This is a genomic window from Okeanomitos corallinicola TIOX110 (assembly GCF_038050375.1).
GTDB classification, from domain to species: domain Bacteria; phylum Cyanobacteriota; class Cyanobacteriia; order Cyanobacteriales; family Nostocaceae; genus Okeanomitos; species Okeanomitos corallinicola.
In genome coordinates, this window is the sequence record NZ_CP150886.1 from 1,798,210 (window position 1) to 1,816,156 (window position 17,947).

13 protein-coding genes are annotated in these 17,947 nt (G+C 35.4%); 9 read left to right on the top strand and 4 right to left on the bottom strand.

The genetic code is table 11. From position 1 onward, the window contains the following. The first annotated feature begins 58 nt into the window (after positions 1 to 58). The 3 genes from WJM97_RS07835 to WJM97_RS07845 all read left to right on the top strand — a co-directional run bounded on the left by WJM97_RS07835 (position 59) and on the right by WJM97_RS07845 (position 3,263). The gene (locus tag WJM97_RS07835; RefSeq protein WP_353932481.1) at positions 59 to 514 is read left to right on the top strand and encodes a DUF29 domain-containing protein; all 456 of its coding nucleotides are present in this window, start codon (positions 59 to 61) and stop codon (positions 512 to 514) included. A 65-nt stretch (positions 515 to 579) separates the two neighbouring features. Further along, positions 580 to 2,727, top strand: coding sequence for a KAP family P-loop domain protein (locus tag WJM97_RS07840; RefSeq protein WP_353932482.1), 2,148 nt, complete (start codon positions 580 to 582; stop codon positions 2,725 to 2,727). Between the two features lie 74 nt (positions 2,728 to 2,801). Continuing rightward, a complete protein-coding gene (locus WJM97_RS07845; protein ID WP_353932483.1) occupies positions 2,802 to 3,263 on the top strand; it encodes a DUF29 domain-containing protein in 462 nt (153 codons plus the stop codon). 23 nt (positions 3,264 to 3,286) lie between these two features. On the opposite strand, the gene WJM97_RS07850 is transcribed toward WJM97_RS07845, so the two are convergent. The 3 genes from WJM97_RS07850 to WJM97_RS07860 form a co-directional block, all read right to left on the bottom strand. Then, positions 3,287 to 4,003 carry a DevA family ABC transporter ATP-binding protein gene (locus tag WJM97_RS07850; protein WP_353932484.1) on the bottom strand — a complete coding sequence of 239 codons (717 nt, stop codon included), beginning with the start codon at positions 4,001 to 4,003 and terminating at the stop codon, positions 3,287 to 3,289. A gap of 64 nt (positions 4,004 to 4,067) precedes the next feature. Continuing rightward, positions 4,068 to 5,249 carry an ABC transporter permease DevC gene (devC, locus tag WJM97_RS07855; RefSeq protein ID WP_353932485.1) on the bottom strand — a complete coding sequence of 394 codons (1,182 nt, stop codon included), beginning with the start codon at positions 5,247 to 5,249 and terminating at the stop codon, positions 4,068 to 4,070. After that, positions 5,246 to 6,535 (bottom strand): ABC exporter membrane fusion protein, encoded by a 1,290-nt coding sequence (locus tag WJM97_RS07860; RefSeq protein WP_353932486.1) that lies wholly within the window; start codon positions 6,533 to 6,535, stop codon positions 5,246 to 5,248. The genes devC and WJM97_RS07860 overlap by 4 nt, the downstream gene beginning before the upstream one ends. Positions 6,536 to 6,668: 133 nt before the next feature. Here WJM97_RS07860 and WJM97_RS07865 point away from each other — a divergent pair, with 133 nt between their 5' ends. Next, positions 6,669 to 7,532, top strand: a complete 864-nt coding sequence (locus tag WJM97_RS07865) for a TetR/AcrR family transcriptional regulator (protein WP_353932487.1) — start codon at positions 6,669 to 6,671, stop codon at positions 7,530 to 7,532. A 221-nt stretch (positions 7,533 to 7,753) separates the two neighbouring features. Here WJM97_RS07865 and WJM97_RS07870 read toward each other — a convergent pair whose 3' ends face one another. Beyond that, entirely contained in the window at positions 7,754 to 8,266 is a 513-nt protein-coding gene (locus tag WJM97_RS07870) for a hypothetical protein (protein ID WP_353932488.1), read from the bottom strand. 427 nt (positions 8,267 to 8,693) lie between these two features. Here WJM97_RS07870 and aroA point away from each other — a divergent pair, with 427 nt between their 5' ends. The 5 genes from aroA to WJM97_RS07895 all read left to right on the top strand — a co-directional run bounded on the left by aroA (position 8,694) and on the right by WJM97_RS07895 (position 17,943). Beyond that, positions 8,694 to 10,043 (top strand): 3-phosphoshikimate 1-carboxyvinyltransferase, encoded by a 1,350-nt coding sequence (gene aroA / locus WJM97_RS07875; RefSeq protein WP_353932489.1) that lies wholly within the window; start codon positions 8,694 to 8,696, stop codon positions 10,041 to 10,043. Between the two features lie 210 nt (positions 10,044 to 10,253). Beyond that, positions 10,254 to 15,566: a tandem-95 repeat protein gene (locus WJM97_RS07880; protein ID WP_353932490.1), complete on the top strand. Its 5,313-nt coding sequence runs from the start codon at positions 10,254 to 10,256 to the stop codon at positions 15,564 to 15,566. Between the two features lie 151 nt (positions 15,567 to 15,717). Then, on the top strand, positions 15,718 to 17,157 hold the full coding sequence (locus WJM97_RS07885; RefSeq protein WP_353932491.1) for a peptidylprolyl isomerase: 1,440 nt from the start codon (positions 15,718 to 15,720) through the stop codon (positions 17,155 to 17,157). A 337-nt stretch (positions 17,158 to 17,494) separates the two neighbouring features. Continuing rightward, positions 17,495 to 17,713, top strand: coding sequence for a type II toxin-antitoxin system HicB family antitoxin (locus tag WJM97_RS07890; RefSeq protein ID WP_353932492.1), 219 nt, complete (start codon positions 17,495 to 17,497; stop codon positions 17,711 to 17,713). Then, positions 17,710 to 17,943 carry a type II toxin-antitoxin system HicA family toxin gene (locus tag WJM97_RS07895; RefSeq protein ID WP_353932493.1) on the top strand — a complete coding sequence of 78 codons (234 nt, stop codon included), beginning with the start codon at positions 17,710 to 17,712 and terminating at the stop codon, positions 17,941 to 17,943. The genes WJM97_RS07890 and WJM97_RS07895 overlap by 4 nt, the downstream gene beginning before the upstream one ends. The last annotated feature ends 4 nt before the right edge of the window (positions 17,944 to 17,947 follow it).

The following is a 17,947-nucleotide window of genomic DNA, read 5'->3' on the forward strand; positions in this document are numbered from 1 at the left end:
AAAGGTGTGGTTTAGATCAATATTTGATGAAAGTGATCAAAAACTAGGAGGGACATAAATGATAAATCAATCTTTTGTCAATACTCAAACTCTCTATGAACAGGATTTTTATTTATGGACACAAGCAATTGTTGAGCAGTTGAAAGAAAATAGATTTAATGAAATAGATATACCTAATTTAATTGAAGAAATTGAAAGCATGGGTAGAAGTGAAAAACGGGAGTTAAAAAGCCGTTTAATTGTGTTATTGATGCACTTACTAAAATGGCAATATCAACCAGAAAAACGCAGTGAAAGTTGGCGCAGTACGATTACTGAACAAAGGATTTGTATTGAAGCATTATTAGAAGATAGTCCTAGTTTGCAACCTTTACTTACAGAAGTATTTGCAGATTGTTATGAAAAAGCTCGTCTGAAAGCGTCTGATGAAACAGGAATTAAGTTGAATTTCTTTCCTAAAGAATCTCCTTTTACTTTAGATGAGACTTTGAATGATTATTTTTTAAAGAATTAAGCTATATTAACAAATAAAAATAAAATATAGATAAATAATCAAGAAATATAAGGAGTAATTCTAACGTGGAAAATGAAAATTTAAATATTTTGTCAGCAGATAACCCTTTAACTAATCCGAAAGATGACAAATTAGGATATGCTTCCTTCGCTGAAAATCTGGCTAACAGCATTTGTAAAATGTCTCCTCCAGATGGTTTAGTGATGGCTGTTTATGCTCCTTGGGGTTCAGGTAAATCAACTTTATTGAATTTTATAGTTCACTACCTGGAACAAAAGCCAGAAGAAGAACAGCCGATTATTGTACCTTTTAATCCCTGGTGGTTTTCAGGACAGGAAGACCTCACGAAAAGCTTTTTTGATCAATTGCGAGGTGTTTTAAGTGAAAAATGGAAATCACAGGGGAATGGTTTATTAAAGCAGTTAGACAGTTTAGCTGATAGAGTATCTACAATTCCTGATGCCAAAGCCAAAATATTTGCGACAATAGTAAAAACACTTAGACAGCCAAAGGATATATACAAATTAAAAGAAGAAATTGAGAAAACACTGAGAGATCAGAACAAGCGAATATTGGTTGTTATTGATGATATTGATAGGCTGACTGCTGAAGAGATTAGACAACTATTTCGAGTAATAAAAGCAGTCGCTAATTTTCCTAATGTTATTTATCTGTTGCTATTCGACAAAGAAGTTGTCGTCAAAGCACTCGAAGATATACAGAAAATAGATGGTGAAGCCTACCTTGAGAAAATAGTTCAAGTTCCCTTCGAGTTACCTCTTCCAGATAAATTGTCACTTCGCAGATTATTTGAGGCAGACTTACAGAAAATATTTGCCGATACTCCAGAAGAGCTATTTCAAAAAGACCATTGGCGAGAAGTTTATTTGCAAGGTATAGAACATTTTATAACTACACCTCGCAGTATTCGGAGGTTAATAAATACCTTGATGGTAACATATCCAGCAGTCAAGGGAGAAGTTAACTTTGTTGATTTTATTGCGATTGAAACTATCCGAGTATTTTGTCCATTTATTTACAATATAGTCCGCTATAATTCAGAATTATTTTCTCCTTATCATCTCAATCTGACATCCTCTAGTTTTATGAGTGATGAAGAACGTAAAATATTTCATGATTCTTGGATTAACCAAATTGATGAAAAAGATAGAAAATCAATAAAGAATATAATGGTGCTAATTTTTCCCGGAATTAGAAAGGCTATAAGACAACAAAATATGATAACAACAAGTGAGGGGTTAGTAAAATATAGAAACAAACTCCGTATATGTGTTGGAGAAATATTCCCTCGTTATTTTCGTCTAGCAATACCAGAAGGTGATATATCAAATGCTGAAATGAAAGCCATATCAGCATTAGCAAATGATTCTCAGGCATTTGCTGAAAAATTATTAGAGCTTTCCAATCAAATACGCCCTGATGGTACAAGTAGAGTAAAATTGTTTTTGAGTTGTTTGAGGGATTTGGATGAAAAAGATATTCCTTTAAATTGTGTCCCTTCAATTTTAGAAGCTTTATTTAAAGTTGGTGATAATCTGCTGAGATTAGAAGATCAAATAAACTCAAGTTTTGCTATGGGTAATGAATATGAAATAGAATTTTTGATTCATCAGCTTTTAGAAAGAATAGAAAAAGAGAAACGTGGGATAATTCTTCAGGAAACAATGCAAAATGGAGAAGCAATATTTACCATAGTTTGGCAAGTTGTTTCTCTGAGAGAACAGCACGGTAAGTCTGAAGCTACAAGAAGTAAACCAGAAGAAGAAAGACTTGTTAATGGACAACAACTGGAAGAATTAGAGCAACTAGCGTTAGATAAGATAAGAAAGGCTGCACAACAAGACAAAATACAATATGATTTATTGAAAGTGCCAAGACTAAGAGCAATACTAGCTTTTTGGCGTGATTTAGGTGGTTTAGAAGAAATTAAACAATGGGTACAAAATGTTATTAAAAAAGACCAAGATTTAGTAGAATTGCTAGGAAATTATGTCGTTAAAAATAGAGAGGGTTATAGATTAGATTCTCAGTGGTTATCACCTTATTTAGAAGCATTTGAAATTATTGAAAGAGTTAGGAATTTAGCAGAAGATACAAGTTTAACGGAAACTCAAACAGTAGCTCTACAGCAATATATTAAAGAATACGAAATGCGGGAACGAGGAGAAAATCCAAATTACCCATTTCCTTAAATAGTATATTTCATGCACATGAGTTAAAACTTCATTGATTTGTTATCATAGAGTAACAGGAGGTTAAAAAATATATGACAGCACCTCAACCAACAGTAACCACAAACACCAATCTTTACGAACAAGATTTTTACCTGTGGATAGAAATAACCGCCAAAAAATTAAAAGCAGGTAAATTTACAGAAATTGATTTAGAAAATCTGATAGAAGAAATCGAAAGCATGGGAAGAAGTGAAAAAAGAGCATTAGAAAGTAATTTGGTAGTGCTGTTAATGCACCTGTTAAAATATAAATATCAGCCAGAAAAACGCTCTAAAAGTTGGCTTTCGACTATATTTGAACATCGTCGGAGATTAAATAAACAATTCCAAGATAGTCCTAGTCTCAAAAAATATTTTTTAGAAACATTTGCAGAATGTTATCAAGATGCACGTCAACAAGCATCTATAGAAACTGGTTTAGAATTAGATATTTTTCCTTTAGAATCTCCTTTTAATACCGATGAATGTTTAAATCCAGACTTTTTACCTGGTTAATTCAATTCCTAATTCTTATCCTTTCATGAACTCATCACACCCACACCATCTTTAATTAAATGACCATCTTCCATATAAATAATCCGATCAGCAATATCTAAAATTCGATTATCATGGGTAACAAGTAAAATTGTACAATCATGTTCTTTAGCTAATTTCTGCATTAATTCTACTACATCTCTACCCGATTGTTTATCTAGTGCTGCTGTAGGTTCATCTGCTAAAATAATCTTTGGGTTACTAACTAATGCACGTGCAATAGCAACTCTTTGTTTTTGTCCACCTGATAAACTATCTGGATAGTAATTTAGTCTTTCTCCCAAACCTACATCTTCTAACATTTTTTGGGAACGGTTCATCATTTCTATTGTTGAGATTTTGGGATGTACTTCTAAACCCATTCTCACATTTTGAATTGCTGTTAAACTCCCATGTAAATTATGCGCTTGGAAAATATAACCGTGATTTCTTCTGGCTTGGGTGAGTTGTTTTGCTGTTGCGTTACATAGTTCTTTATCTAATATTTTTAAACTTCCTGACTGTGCAGAACGTAACCCACCAACTAAGGTTAATAAGGTGGTTTTACCAGAACCAGATGGTCCTGTCATGATGATAATTTCACCTGCGTTAATGGTGAGGTTGATATTAAATAAAACTTGTTTTTTTAGTTGTCCAGTCCCGAAGTAATGATCAATATTTTGGACATCAATTACTGGTTTGGAAGTATTAATGGTTTGCATGATTGAGTATTTTAAGAGTTTTTTCACGCAGAGTCGCAGAGTCGCAGAGAGAAATTTTGAGTTTTTAAAACATATCTGCTGGGTCTGCTGATTGTAGTTTACCTGTGGCTATTGTCCCGGAAATTGCACACATAATGATGGTTAAAATCAGGACGAATATCGCTCTAGCTAATGTCATGTATAGGGGTAAGTTTGTGGCATTTGCGGCAAGTTTATAAAGTCCTAATGGAACTACAAAACCAGGGATAAATCCTAATGCTGCTAATATGATTGCTTCTTCAAATATTACTCCTAATAAATATGAGTTATTATATCCCATTGCTTTAAATGTTGCATATTCTTTAAGGTGGGAATTTACGTCTGTTGATAATACTTGATAAACTATTATAACTCCAACAATGAATCCCATTGCTACACCCATACTAAATATAAAACCTACGGGACTTTCTTTTTGCCAATATGCTTTTTCTAAGTTTACATATTCTTCGTGGGTAAGAACTTTTACGTCTTCATACTTTTCTAAATGTGTTTTTAATGCTGCTGCTACTTGTTCTATTTCATATCCTGATTTTACATCTATCAAACCTAAACTAATGCTTCCTACTGATCTTCTGGGAAAGATTCTTAAAAAGTTTTCATCGCTGGAAATTAATGTTCCATCTGCACCAAAGGAAGCACCTAGTTTGAATAAACCACTAATATTAATTGTCCGTTTTTCTATTTCTGTACTAACTGTTTTACCAGCTTCTATTTGAGCAAAAACTTGATCATAATCTCCCCTTGCACCCCGATCAAAAATAAAGTTATTTGGTAATTTAATAGTGTCTAATTGGTTATCAATTTCCGGGATATTTAATGCAGATTTTTCAGGATGAAAACCTATTGCTTGTACAGATGTTTTGCGTTTTGTTTGTGGGTTTTTCCAGGTTACTAAACCAATATACATGGAGTCGGCAGACTTGACACCGGGTACATCCGCAGCTTGTAATAGTCTCCTGCGGGAAAAGGTGGACATATTTTGTAAATTTTTGCTTTGGGGACTAATTAATATTATGTCTGCATTGACAGCGCGATGAAATCTGGTGTTGCTGTCATATAAAGCATTTTGAAAACCTAACTGCATAAAAATTAGCACGTCTGCAAATGCAATACCGGATATCGCAACTAACAACCGACTCTTTTGATGATTTAATTGTAACCATCCCAACGGTGTACGTCTTTGTAATTCTTGAATAAATCCTATCATAGTAAAAATACTGCCTTGATTTGTAAATTAGTCAATTGTTTTGCTTTATTACTTGATTCTTGATCTAGTTTTATATGCACTTCTACAACTCTTGAGTCAATATTTTCACTAGGGTCTGAGTTCACAACATTTTGCCGTTGCACTTTCCAACCAATGCTTTCTACCGTTCCTTGTAATTCTTCCGCTAAAGAAATACTAGATATTTTTACTTTTTGTTCAGGTTTAATTTTACTGATGTCACTTTGGTAAACTTCCGCTACTGCATACATCTGGTTAGTTTGCCCAATTTCTACGATTCCATTATTAGATACTACTTCCCCCGCATGAGTATAGATATCAAAAATTACACCATCTTGGGGTGATTTTACATAAGCCTGATCTAAATTAGCCTTTGCTTGTTTAGCTGCGGCTATGGTACGATTTAGTTCAGCTTTTGCTGCTGCAACATCTACCGGACGCACTTCGGCGATTTTGTCTAAGGTGGCTTTCGCAGATGTGATTTGTTTGCTACCAGTGGATTGCATCCTGTTTAATGCGGTTTTGGCTTCGTTAATTTGCTTTTTTCCAGTGCTGTCAATGCGATTGAGGTTTGCTCTTGCTTCGTTCAACTGCTGGGTAATGGTATCAACAGTCAGGTTTTTACTATCAAATAATGACTGAGAAATTGCCCCATCTCGGTAAAGTTGCTGATATCTCTTCAATTCAACTTGGGCATTTTTCAGTTCTGCTTGTAGTCTGTTTATTGTTGCTCGCTGTGCTGCGATTTCTCCTTGCCATTGTGCTTCTAATCTCGCTACGGCTTCTCTCTGTCCAGTTTCATCTCCTAGCTTTTGGGCTTCTATTCTGGCAATTTCGGCTTTTTGAGCGTTTATTTCTCCAGTTTTTGCCCCTTGTTGAACTTTTTCCAGGTTTACCTGGGCAATTCTCACCGCTGCTTGTGCTTCTTGATATGCTGCTTCTAGTCGTGGTAGATTATCTAAAATGGCTATAACTTGTCCAGTTTTAACTTTGTCCCCTTCCTGGACTAAAAGTTTTTCTACCCTGCTTCCTTGATTAGATGTAGGTGCAGAAAGCTGAATGACTGTTCCTTTGGGTTCAAGTCTTCCCAATGCTGTCACTGTCTTAATTTCCGGTGTGGTAATTTCGGAAACTTGAGCGTTTTTAGTTGTTTCCGCTTGGCTTTGTAATATTCTGTATCCTTGAAACCCACCAATACTTAAAATGATTGCTGCTCCCAGAATAATGACTGGTTTTGGGCTAGGTTTAAATTCTAGAACACGCATCATAGAGTAACCTTTTCTGATTGAAGATGCTAACTAAACTAATCAGTTTAGTGCTACTAATAAACTAAACCGTCCATTACAATAATGTCAAGGGCGATCGCTAAAATAGCTAAAATAATTGATTTGGATAGCTGATATGCGAAAAAAGAGCAAAGAAGTAGAAGAAAGTTCTGGAGAAAGATTGCTGTTAACAGATAAAGTTGATGCTATTCTGGCTGGTGCTATGCAGGAATTTCTCACTCATGGTTATGCTGCAACTAGCATGGATCGGGTGACAGCAGCAGCAGGAGTATCAAAAGCAACTGTATATAGCTATTTTCAGGATAAAGAAGGGTTATTTACTGCGCTGATTGAAAAATTAGCTAAGGAAAAATTTATGGCAGTTTTTAACTCGGAAGATCCGCAATTTCTCGCAGCAGAACCAGAATTAGTTTTACGTCGAATTGCCAACAATATTTTAGATGGAGTTGGTTGTTCACAGGAGTTATTGAGTTTTATCCGGCTAATTATTGGAGAATCTGGGCGTTTTCCGCCTCTAGCGCAAATTTTCGTCCGCAATGTCCATAAAACAGCGTTGGATGTGATTTGTAACTATTTTGCTGCACATCCAGAATTACAACTACCTGATCCAGAGGTATCAGCACGGGTATTTATGGGGACTTTGGTACATTTTCGGATTATTCAGGATTTATTACATGGTGCGGATATTTTACCAATGGAGAGCGATCGCTTGGTTGAGAATTTAGTCAATTTAATGACCAGTAAGAAAGTAGATATACATGGTAGTCAGTATTCAGGAACTAGACGTAAAGCTAGTAGACGTAAACGCACATCTGGGGGTAAATTTGAGGCTGATTATGGTGATGAAACCAAAAAATTAAGGTCTATCCGGTTGACAGATACGGCTTGGGCAAAATTGGATGAATTAGCACAGGAAAAGAATTTAACTAGGAGTGAAATGATTGAAATTTTTGCCCGTCAGGGATTGGGAGATAGTTGAAATATGTATATACATGGTGGAAATAATCTAAATTGAGAGATAATTAGAGCGATCGCATAGTCAATAAATATAATAAATAAGGTTAAAGGTTAAATGTCTCAACTATCGCATCGAAAAATATAGAAATGGTCGGGATGGGACATCACCACGACCTTAAACAGACAGGGAGTGATTTTACTTTTGTGTAATTAATTCTGTCGCATTACTTAGCTAATTGATAATTAGTTATGAATTTCCAAGTTAAGTATGTAATGTCCTAATTGTACTTTTTCTGACCACAATTCATACTCAATTCGCAAATTTTCTGGTATGTTTTTACCGATCAAATGTAGGCTTTTAGTGAAATTACGTAAGCGAATAGGTTTGTTTGGTTGTAAACATTCATTAGGTAGCCAGTAACGACTGACACCATAAACTCCTTGTTCCCAAAAATGCCGATAACTAACTTGAGTGTTACCTTGCATGGTCATGATTATCCGGTAGGGGGAAATCTCTAACCAGACAATTCTAGGACTTGTAGGAAGATCAAGAGGTTTTTTAGTTGCAGGAGGAGGATCTTCAGAGGTTAGTAAACTTCCTATTTCACAAGTAATTAGAGGTGGCGCAGTCAATAGTAAATGGAATCTATCAGTATCTTTCTGATATAATGTTCCAGACGTTTCCACCACAGACCAAACTGGTAAATCAGTGGAAATCATTGATAGACACACAGGTTTACGATGATGAGTGAGCATGGGAAGAATGAGTGTGAGAAGCTGTTGAATAAAATCAAATTAACACTAGGTGATCTAAAAAGTTATTTTAAGCAACTAAATAGTAAAACCTGCTTAATATTAACTGAATTTATTCATTTATTAATCTAGATAAATCAGGATGCAAAAAATGAGATTTTGAATTTAGACTACTACAATGATACTTTTTCTGGGTTAATTAGCCTCTATTCAGCAATCAAGAAGATTTGTTACTGCACTTTTATGATTTTTATTAGTAGATAAAATATTTTTGATACAAATTAAATGCAATAAAATACGGGATACCGAAATATAAAGTATTAACTATTGGATAACGAAAAGCGATAGGATACTAGGGAAGAATTCATCAGTGACAGCATAAGAAGTCACTGTCAAGATTTCCAGTTCATTTAAAAGCCTGTGTATCCTCATGTCGGCTGCTGTCATAAATTTAGAAACTCAAGCAAACGCTTCTCAAAACTTAATTATTCAGCGTTCCCCTGCTGGTCTATCTTTACAAGGTAGGATCAAAGTTCCTGGGGATAAATCTATTTCTCACCGCGCTTTGATGTTGGGTGCGATCGCCCAAGGTGAAACAGAAATTCAAGGACTACTTTTAGGTGAAGATCCCCGTAGCACTGCTAACTGTTTTCGGGCTTTAGGTGCGGAAATTTCCGAGTTAAACACGGAGTTAGTCAAGGTTAAGGGTATTGGTTTAGGTAATTTCCAAGAACCTGTAGATATTCTGGATGCGGGTAATTCGGGAACAACGATCCGTTTAATGCTAGGGTTGTTAGCTTCCCATCCAGGGCGGTTTTTTGCCGTTACTGGTGATGGATCATTGCGATCGCGTCCTATGTCTCGTGTAGTCAAACCTTTACAACAAATGGCCGCCCAAATTTGGGGACGCAAGGGTAACACACTAGCACCTTTAGCAATTCAAGGTCAAGCACTCAAACCCATACATTATCACTCACCGATCGCTTCTGCACAGGTTAAATCTTGTATTCTCTTAGCAGGTTTAAATACTGAAGGTAAAACTACTGTTACCGAACCTGCATTATCCAGAGATCACAGTGAAAGAATGTTAAGGGCTTTCGGAGCAGAATTAAGTATAGACCCGGAAACTAACAGTGTCACAGTGACAGGTAATGCGAAATTATACGGTCAAAAAGTCGTTGTTCCCGGTGATATTAGTTCTGCGGCTTTTTGGTTAGTTGCTGGATCTATTGTTCCTGGTTCTGAATTAGTGGTGGAAAATGTTGGTGTCAACCCCACCCGGACAGGAATTTTAGAAGCATTAGCAATGATGGGTGCAGACATCCAACTAGAAAATCAGCGAGAAGTTGCTGGTGAACCGGTTGCAGACTTGCGGGTGCGTTCTAGTCAGTTAAAAAGCTGTACTATTGCTGGGGATATTATACCCAGATTGATTGATGAAATTCCTATTTTAGCGGTAGCTGCGACCTTTGCAGAAGGAACAACAGTGATTAAAGATGCAGCAGAGTTGCGAGTCAAAGAGAGCGATCGCATTACCGTAATGGCACAACAACTTAATAAAATGGGTGCAAAAATTACGGAATTACCCGATGGTATGGAAATTACTGGTGGTACTGCGTTGGTGGGTACGGACGTAGATAGTTATACGGATCATCGAATAGGTATGAGTTTAGCGATCGCCTCACTCAATGCTACAGGTACTACCACTATATACCGTGCCGAAGCAGCAGCTATTTCTTACCCCAATTTTACCGATACATTAGTAAAAGTATGTCAATAACAGATAACAGATGATAACTGATAGCTGAATAACATCCTCAGATCCCTTATTTCTCTAAGAAGTAGGGGATTTATCTTTAGCCTTGTATATTTACTTAGTCGGTAAATAAATGTAAATTGTTAAAAGTAGCACTTGTTCGTGGTTACGCTTTAGAGTATTGTGGATTAGAAATAATCTTATAATTGCTACACTAAGCATTCACCTAAACAGATGAAACTCATAGAATCCTTAATCAACTCTGCTCAATCACAACTTCAGCAGTTTGCTCAAAGAGCAGATTTTAGTGACAAAATGATGCAGACCTTTGGTACATCCCCAGCAGGTTTACAAGGCGCTTGGGCAAACGGTATGGTGATTATGCCAGAAATTGAGCTTGTATCCAGTGGGGAAATTGACGGTGCAAATGGTGCTTTTGCAGCAACAACAAATAGGATTTACTTAGCCCAGGAATTTTTACGTAGAAATACGCATAATTTAGATGCTGTTGTTAAAACAGTCTTAGAAGAATACGGGCATTATCTTGATAATTTTATTAATGATGTAGATACAAAAGGGGATGAAGGCGCTAAATTTGCGGCTTTTGTACGTGGGGAAAATTTGAGTGTATCTCAGTTAGGACAATTAGATAATGAAGATGATCATGCAACTGTTGTTTTAGGTGGGGAAACCGTTGAGATTGAGAAAGATGATTCATCATTTGATATAGTATTTGATTATCGTTTTGATACTAACGGATTCTTTGATGATGCTGCTAGAAGAGCAACCTTAGAAGCAGCAGGTCAAATTTGGGCAAATTTAATCGAGGATGAATTTGATAATATTCCCGCTGGTATTCAATTTACTATCCAAAATCCTCAAACTGGTCAAGAAGAATCAATTACTTTAACTAATGAAATAGATGATCTATTAATTTTTGTTGGTAGTCAATCTCCTCCATTTGGTATTAGCGGTAATGCTCTAGGAAGAGGTGGTCCAAGAGGAAATGATGCCGCAGGAGACATTTTTCGCAATAGATATAATAGCTCAGATTTTGAACCTTTTGCTGGTAATATTTCTTTTGATCCAACGCCCTCATTTAGTAACGGAAGTTCTGCGGATTGGTTCTTTGATTCCACACCAGATACAGCTGATGATATTCCTACTAACACAGTAGACTTTCTAGAAACCGCCTTACATGAAATCGGTCATGTTTTAGGAATTGGTACAGCCAGTATTTTTGATCAAATTGGTCAAGATGGAGCATTTGATGGACCAAATTCATTAACTATTAATGGAGGTAATCCTATTCCTTTAGCCAGTGATTTGAGTCATACAGAAGCTAATTTTACGACCCCAGATGGCATAATATCTTTAATGGAGCCTAGTGGTGGTTCAAGGCTACCAACATCAGTTGATTTAGCAATGTTAGCTGATATAGGGTATGAAACTGTAGGATTTCAAGCACAAGGTTTTGTAGCACCCATTGCCACTGATTTAGGTGAAACTATTTTTGGTACAATTATTGATGATGTGATTGACGGTTTAGGTGGTAATGATCAAATTCAGGGTGATCAGGGTAATGATACTCTTATCGGTGGGGCTGGAAATGATACTCTTGTAGGTAGTGCAGGAATTGATACTTTCAGATTTGAAGCAAACAATGGACAAGATATAATTAACGATTTTGACATTACCAATGAAGTTATTCAAATTGCATCAGATTTAGGATTTACCACAGGTGCAGAAATTTTAGCTACACTTACTAAACCTTTCAGTAATGTTTCTCGATTTACTCTCAGTGCAGGAAACTATATTGATGTTTTCCATGAATCTACATCCGGTACACCGTTAACCGCAGCGAATTTTGCTATTGTCAGTGATTCAGTCAATAACAACCCCGTTGCAAATGATGATAGTGCAACCACATCAGAAGATCGATCAGTAATTATTAAAGTTCTGAATAATGACACCGACGCAGAAGGTAATCTTGATCTCAACACACTGCAAATTGTACAACCTAACAACGGAACAGCTAGATATATTTCCAGTACAGGAGAAATAGTCTACACACCCAATAGAGACTTTTTTGGAGAAGATAGTTTTACCTACACCATTCAAGATACAGAAGGTGGAACTTCCAATGTTGCTACAGTTAATTTAACTGTTAACTCAGTTAATGATGTTCCCGTCGCAATTGATGATAACAATACACAACCAGAAGACACAGAAAAAGTACCATTTATCATTGATGAAGATACATCAATTACTATAGATGTCTTAGCAAATGATGTAGATGTTGAGAATGGAATTGATCCACAAACAGTTACAATTGTAGACCGACCTTTAAATGGTAGATTTACCATCAACAACACCGGACAAATTACCTACACTCCTAATAATAATTTCTTTGGAAATGACAGTTTTACCTACACAGTTCAAGATAGCAATGGTGCAACTTCTAATCCTGCAACTGTTGATATTCGTGTCAATTCCGTTAATGATAACCCCACCGCAAATAACGATACAGCAACCACAGAAAGAGGTAAATCTGTAATTATCAATGTTCTCAATAATGATAGTGATGTAGAACTTGGTAATTTGACGGTTAGTGTAGCAAATAACAACTCTGCAAATGCACGTTTTTATGTTAATCCTCTCACCGGAGAAATTACATATACTCCAGAGGTTAACACCATTGGAAATGATAGCTTCGAGTATACAATTACAGATGAAAATGGGGGAACTGCTACCGCAACAGTAAACGTTTCTGTTACTCCTGAAGATATCATTAATCCCATTCCCATAGATAACAATAACTTCACAACTCAGGAAGATACATCTATTATCATAGATCCCAGAGATGATGAAGAAAACGCTGAAAATATCAACGAAAACTCAGTTATTGATGTCATTACTGGACCAAATAACGGTAGTTTCAGAGTTGATCCAATCACCAAGGAAATTACTTATACACCTAATCGTAATTTTTTTGGAAATGATAGTTTTACCTACACTATTGTAGGTGGTTCACAATTAATTAATGAAGTTGTCAACATTACAGTACAACCAGTTAATGATGTTCCCGTTGCTGTTAATGATAATTCCAGAACTAATGAGAACGAAAGTGTAGATATCAGTGTTCTCGATAATGATATTGAGATAGAAACTGACATCAATGATCTCAATATTACAGTAGAAAATGCTCCGAGAAATGGTACATTTAGTATTAATTCTAATGGGACAATTACTTATACACCTAATAACAATTTCAATGGTTTAGACAGTTTTACCTATACCATTGAAGATGAAAATGGTGCAGTTTCTAATGTTGCAAGAGTTGAAGTAATTGTTGATCCCATTAATGATATTCCCGTTGCTGTTGATGATGTGGGAACAACTGAAATAGGTTCATCTTTAATCCTTGATGTTTTAAGTAATGATAGTGATGTAGAAGGTGAAATTGATATCACTACATTACAAATCGGAACACTACCCACAAACGGAACTGTAGAAATTATTCCTACAACGGGTGAAATTATCTATACTCCTACTGGTTTGATCGGAGAAGATAGTTTTACCTACACAGTACAAGATACAGATGACGCAACTTCAACTTCTGCAACCGTAAGAATTAATGTTACCCCCAGGAATGTACCTCCCGTTGCGAATGATGATATAGTCACAACCCCAGAAGATACAACGGTTGAAATTAATGTTTTAGGAAACGATGTAGATACTAATTTTGATCTTTCCTCTGTACAAATTGGTTCTAATCCTAATAATGGTACGTTGAATTTTAATAGAACAACGGGAACAATTTCCTATCGTCCTAATGATAATTTTGCAGGAGAAGATAGTTTTACCTACACCGTTAAAGATACAAATGGTGTAGTTTCCAATCCTGCAAATGTAAATGTAACTGTTACCCCAGTTAATGATATTCCCGTTGCTAATAATGATTCACTTATCATTCAACAAGGTGAAGATATTACTGTCAATATCAAGGTTCTCGATAATGATAGTGATGTTGAAAATGGTATTGATGAAACAACTGTACAAATAGTAAGAGATCCCAATAGAGGTACTGCTACTGTTAATCCAACTACGGGAGAAGTTACTTATACACCTGATAGTGATTTCTTCGGAAGAGATAGTTTTACCTACACATTTAAAGATACAGACGGTGCAACTTCTAGTGTGGGAACAGTGAATATTTTTGTGAATCCCAGTGATGAGAATAATACACGTCCCGTAGCGAATGATGATAGCGTTACCGCAGTGGAAAATACAGCTTTAGTGATTGATGTTTTAGGTAATGACGAAGATGCAGAAAATAATATAGATGCAACTACTGTGGAGGTAGATAGTGATCCTGAAAATGGTACAGTGCGTGTAGATGAAATCACGGGAGAAATTACCTATTTACCGAATAATGACTTTATCGGTGCTGATAGTTTCAGCTACACAGTTAAAGATAGAAATGGTGTGACTTCCAATGCAGCGACAGTAAATGTTATTGTTAATCAAGGTGATCCTGAACCAGCGAACTTCAACGCTGCACAAATTTTAGATTTAGATGGAGATGTAGGACAAACTAAGCAGTTGAAAATTAGTTTTGTTTCTCAAAATACCAACTTAGTTAATGAAATTGGAGTTTTCAGAGTAGATGATGAACTGGGAACTATTAACGGTATTTCTCCTGATGACTCTGAATATTTACAAGCTGCTTTAGCAAATTCTCAAGTTGTCTTTTCTTCATTACCGAATAATGTTTTAGGAGGGGTAGATTTTACTCGACAAATTAACTTCAATGGAAGCGATCGCCTGGTATTCTATTTAGTACAAGATAGTACCACCCAAACTGTATTATCTGACCTTGCTGCTGGGAGAAATACTGCTAATGTTTTATTTGCTTTACCTAATGCAAATAGCAATGGTTTTGATCCTGTAGAAATATCAGAATTAGATCAAAGAACTTTTAGCCTATCATGGACAGATGGTGATCAAAGTTCCTTTGATAATTTTGTTTTCAATGTGGAAATTCTCCAGACAGATTCTACTCCCATCGGGACAGGATTACAAGGTAAAATAGAATTGATTGATCTCAGAGATTTAGGAACATTAACAGCTACATTTAACATAGCTAGTGAAGCAGCTTTTGATAATACAATTGGTTGGTACATTGTAGATGATGAAAATGGTAGTATTGGTGGTTTAAATCCAGGGGATAGAGGTTATGCACAAATAGCGATTTCTCAACGTAGTATCGCTAGTTTTACCCGTGATGGTATAGAATCAGCACAATTAAGAGGTTTACTCGCTCCTTATTTAATAGCTGATAGTTCCCGTGATGATTTCCTAGAAGATAATCCTCTCAACTTTGCAGGAGAAGGACCTCTAGCTTATTTTGCTTTTTCCGCAGCTAACCCCGATGGTGTAGATCACATCCTTCAACTAGGAGATAATACCTTCGGTTTTGAAGATTTAGAAAATGGTGGTGATAGGGATTTCAATGACATCATTATGCAAGTGAATTTTACCTAGATAATCAGGATGTGATAACTTAGTTAAAAGATTGAATTTTGGGTGAAGATAACCAAATATCATATCACCCAAACAATCTAAAACTCACAATTAAAAGTCACAACATTTTTATAAAACCACACATGAATTAACATAAATTATTAGATGCAATATGACTACCCAAGAACCTAATAAAAATACAATTACCGGAGAAGAATTAGTATCTGTAATTTCTTCTTCTAGTTTATTACCGCAAGTGGTGAGAGAAATAGTGATTGAAAAAGCGATCGCTAATATTCAATACACACAGAAAGAATTTAACAACTATCATCAAAGATTTAAACAAGTTCAGAAAAATGCTAATATCATTCCCTCAATTATTCTCCGGCAATTTAAAATTCGGAAATTTAAACATCTAACATGGGGACATCAAGTTGAACCTTATTTTTTAGAAAGAAAACCTCTTTTAGATCAAGTTTCTTTTTCCCTGATTCAAACTAATGATGATGCAATTGCTCAGGAAATATACTTTCGGATTCAAGAAGGGGAAGAAAGTTTTGCAGATTTAGCTAAAAAATATTCTCAAGGAGCAGAAGCAAAAAATGGTGGTTGGGTAGGTCCATATAGATTAGGTAATCTTAACCCCAATTTAGCAAAAATTATGCGTAATTTACAACCAGGTGAAATGCCATCACTCACTTACCTGGATAAAATGTTTATTATTGTCCGATTAGAACAAGTATTCCCAGCACAATTAACTGAACAACTGCAAGAAGAAATACTTCAACAAATGTTTGAAGAATGGTTAACAACAGAAATTGCTAATTATGGTGTAGATTTATCAAAAATGTCTGTACCTAATTTAACTATCAGTGATTCCAATTTAGGTACAGATGAAGAATTAGAGAGTAACTCTACAGATAATGAGGAGTCATCAGAAGAGTATATTGATAGTTACACAAAATTAGAACATGAAGACACTTATTCATTGAATACTCATTATAAATGGAAAAATCTTCAACTATTAACAACCTCATTTATTTGTTTATTAACAGGAGGTTTGGGAGGTTTTTATTTATCAGGATTCTCGAAATTATCCTATGCTAATTTAGCTCCTGAGACTTCAAAGAATGATCTATTTTACGACGCTATCACCCAAGCAACTGAAGCAGCAAATCTTACTCAAACTGCTCAATCTCCTAGTGAATGGAAAAAAGTATCACAATCTTGGATTAATGCGATCGCACTATTAAGTTCTCTTCCCAAAAATCATCCTAAATATGCTTTAGCTACCCAAAAAATTCAAGAGTACGAACGTAATTTAAACTACTCAAATAAAAATAGCCAAAATCTACAAAATAGTTTTCGTATTGCTGTCAATCATGCCACAAAAGCAGCTAACTTAACACAAACAGCTACTTCTGGGGAAGAATGGGAAACAATCATCAAACATTGGGAAAATGCGATCGCATCTATGAAAGCTGTTACATCTGATCATCCTGAATATTTTACAGCACAACAAAAAACAATTGAATATCAACGCAACCTCAACTATGCTTTTTCAGTTGTTGAGAAAAAATATCCTGAATCCTACGCAATGAGTAAAATCTAAATTTAGATTATCTGACCTTATATCATGTCTGATAGTAATTAACCGGACATGATATTATTATTCATCTGTAAAATAATCAGAATCAATTTTCTTAATCTCATAAACATCAACAGTGTGCAATAAAGGAAGCATAATAGATTGAAAATCAGGAATAGACATTATACGCAAGCTAACAAATAAGATATTTACTTTTATACCATAGCTTTGCGGTCTTCTTTGCGCCTTTGCGTCTTTGCGTGAAATAAATATATTATTAGTTTTAAGCAATTTTTTATCACAGGATAAATATTACAATAAAAGCAGCAACATTCTTAAATTTAGTGAGGTTTAACAATTTATGAAAACATTCACTGCTTATGTAGAATATGATTCAGCTACAAAATTATATGTTGGTATTGTTCCAGGTATTCCAGGAGCGCACACACAAGGAGCAACTTTAGATGAATTACAGGAAAATTTAAAAGAGGTGCTTGAGCTTTGTTTAGCTGAGTATGGTAATGATTTAGAGGAATTACCTCGTTTTGTGGGAATTCAGCAAATAGAGGTGAGTGCATGAGCAAACTACCAATTGTTAATTATCAGACAATGGAAAAACTATTGCTAAAGTTAGGTTTTCATGTAGTCAGACAAAAAGACAGTCATGTTTTTTATCGTCATTCTGATGGTAGAACAACAACTGTTCCTCATCACAAAGGTAGAGATATTGCACGTCCTTTAATTAGAGAAATTATCAGAGAAATTGAGTTAAATCCAGAAGATTTTGTCAAAGAATTAGAGAACTTATAGGTTA

Excerpts from the sequence above, each read along its gene's own strand:
- WJM97_RS07835 (WP_353932481.1), top strand. The coding sequence starts at position 59 with ATGATAAATCAATCTTTTGTCAATACTCAAACTCTCTATGAACAGGAT.
- WJM97_RS07845 (WP_353932483.1), top strand. The coding sequence starts at position 2,802 with ATGACAGCACCTCAACCAACAGTAACCACAAACACCAATCTTTACGAA.
- WJM97_RS07850 (WP_353932484.1), bottom strand. The coding sequence starts at position 4,003 with ATGCAAACCATTAATACTTCCAAACCAGTAATTGATGTCCAAAATATT.
- devC (WP_353932485.1), bottom strand. The coding sequence starts at position 5,249 with ATGATAGGATTTATTCAAGAATTACAAAGACGTACACCGTTGGGATGG.
- WJM97_RS07860 (WP_353932486.1), bottom strand. The coding sequence starts at position 6,535 with ATGATGCGTGTTCTAGAATTTAAACCTAGCCCAAAACCAGTCATTATT.
- WJM97_RS07865 (WP_353932487.1), top strand. The coding sequence starts at position 6,669 with ATGCGAAAAAAGAGCAAAGAAGTAGAAGAAAGTTCTGGAGAAAGATTG.
- WJM97_RS07870 (WP_353932488.1), bottom strand. The coding sequence starts at position 8,266 with ATGCTCACTCATCATCGTAAACCTGTGTGTCTATCAATGATTTCCACT.
- aroA (WP_353932489.1), top strand. The coding sequence starts at position 8,694 with ATGTCGGCTGCTGTCATAAATTTAGAAACTCAAGCAAACGCTTCTCAA.
- WJM97_RS07880 (WP_353932490.1), top strand. The coding sequence starts at position 10,254 with ATGAAACTCATAGAATCCTTAATCAACTCTGCTCAATCACAACTTCAG.
- WJM97_RS07885 (WP_353932491.1), top strand. The coding sequence starts at position 15,718 with ATGACTACCCAAGAACCTAATAAAAATACAATTACCGGAGAAGAATTA.
- WJM97_RS07890 (WP_353932492.1), top strand. The coding sequence starts at position 17,495 with ATGAAAACATTCACTGCTTATGTAGAATATGATTCAGCTACAAAATTA.
- WJM97_RS07895 (WP_353932493.1), top strand. The coding sequence starts at position 17,710 with ATGAGCAAACTACCAATTGTTAATTATCAGACAATGGAAAAACTATTG.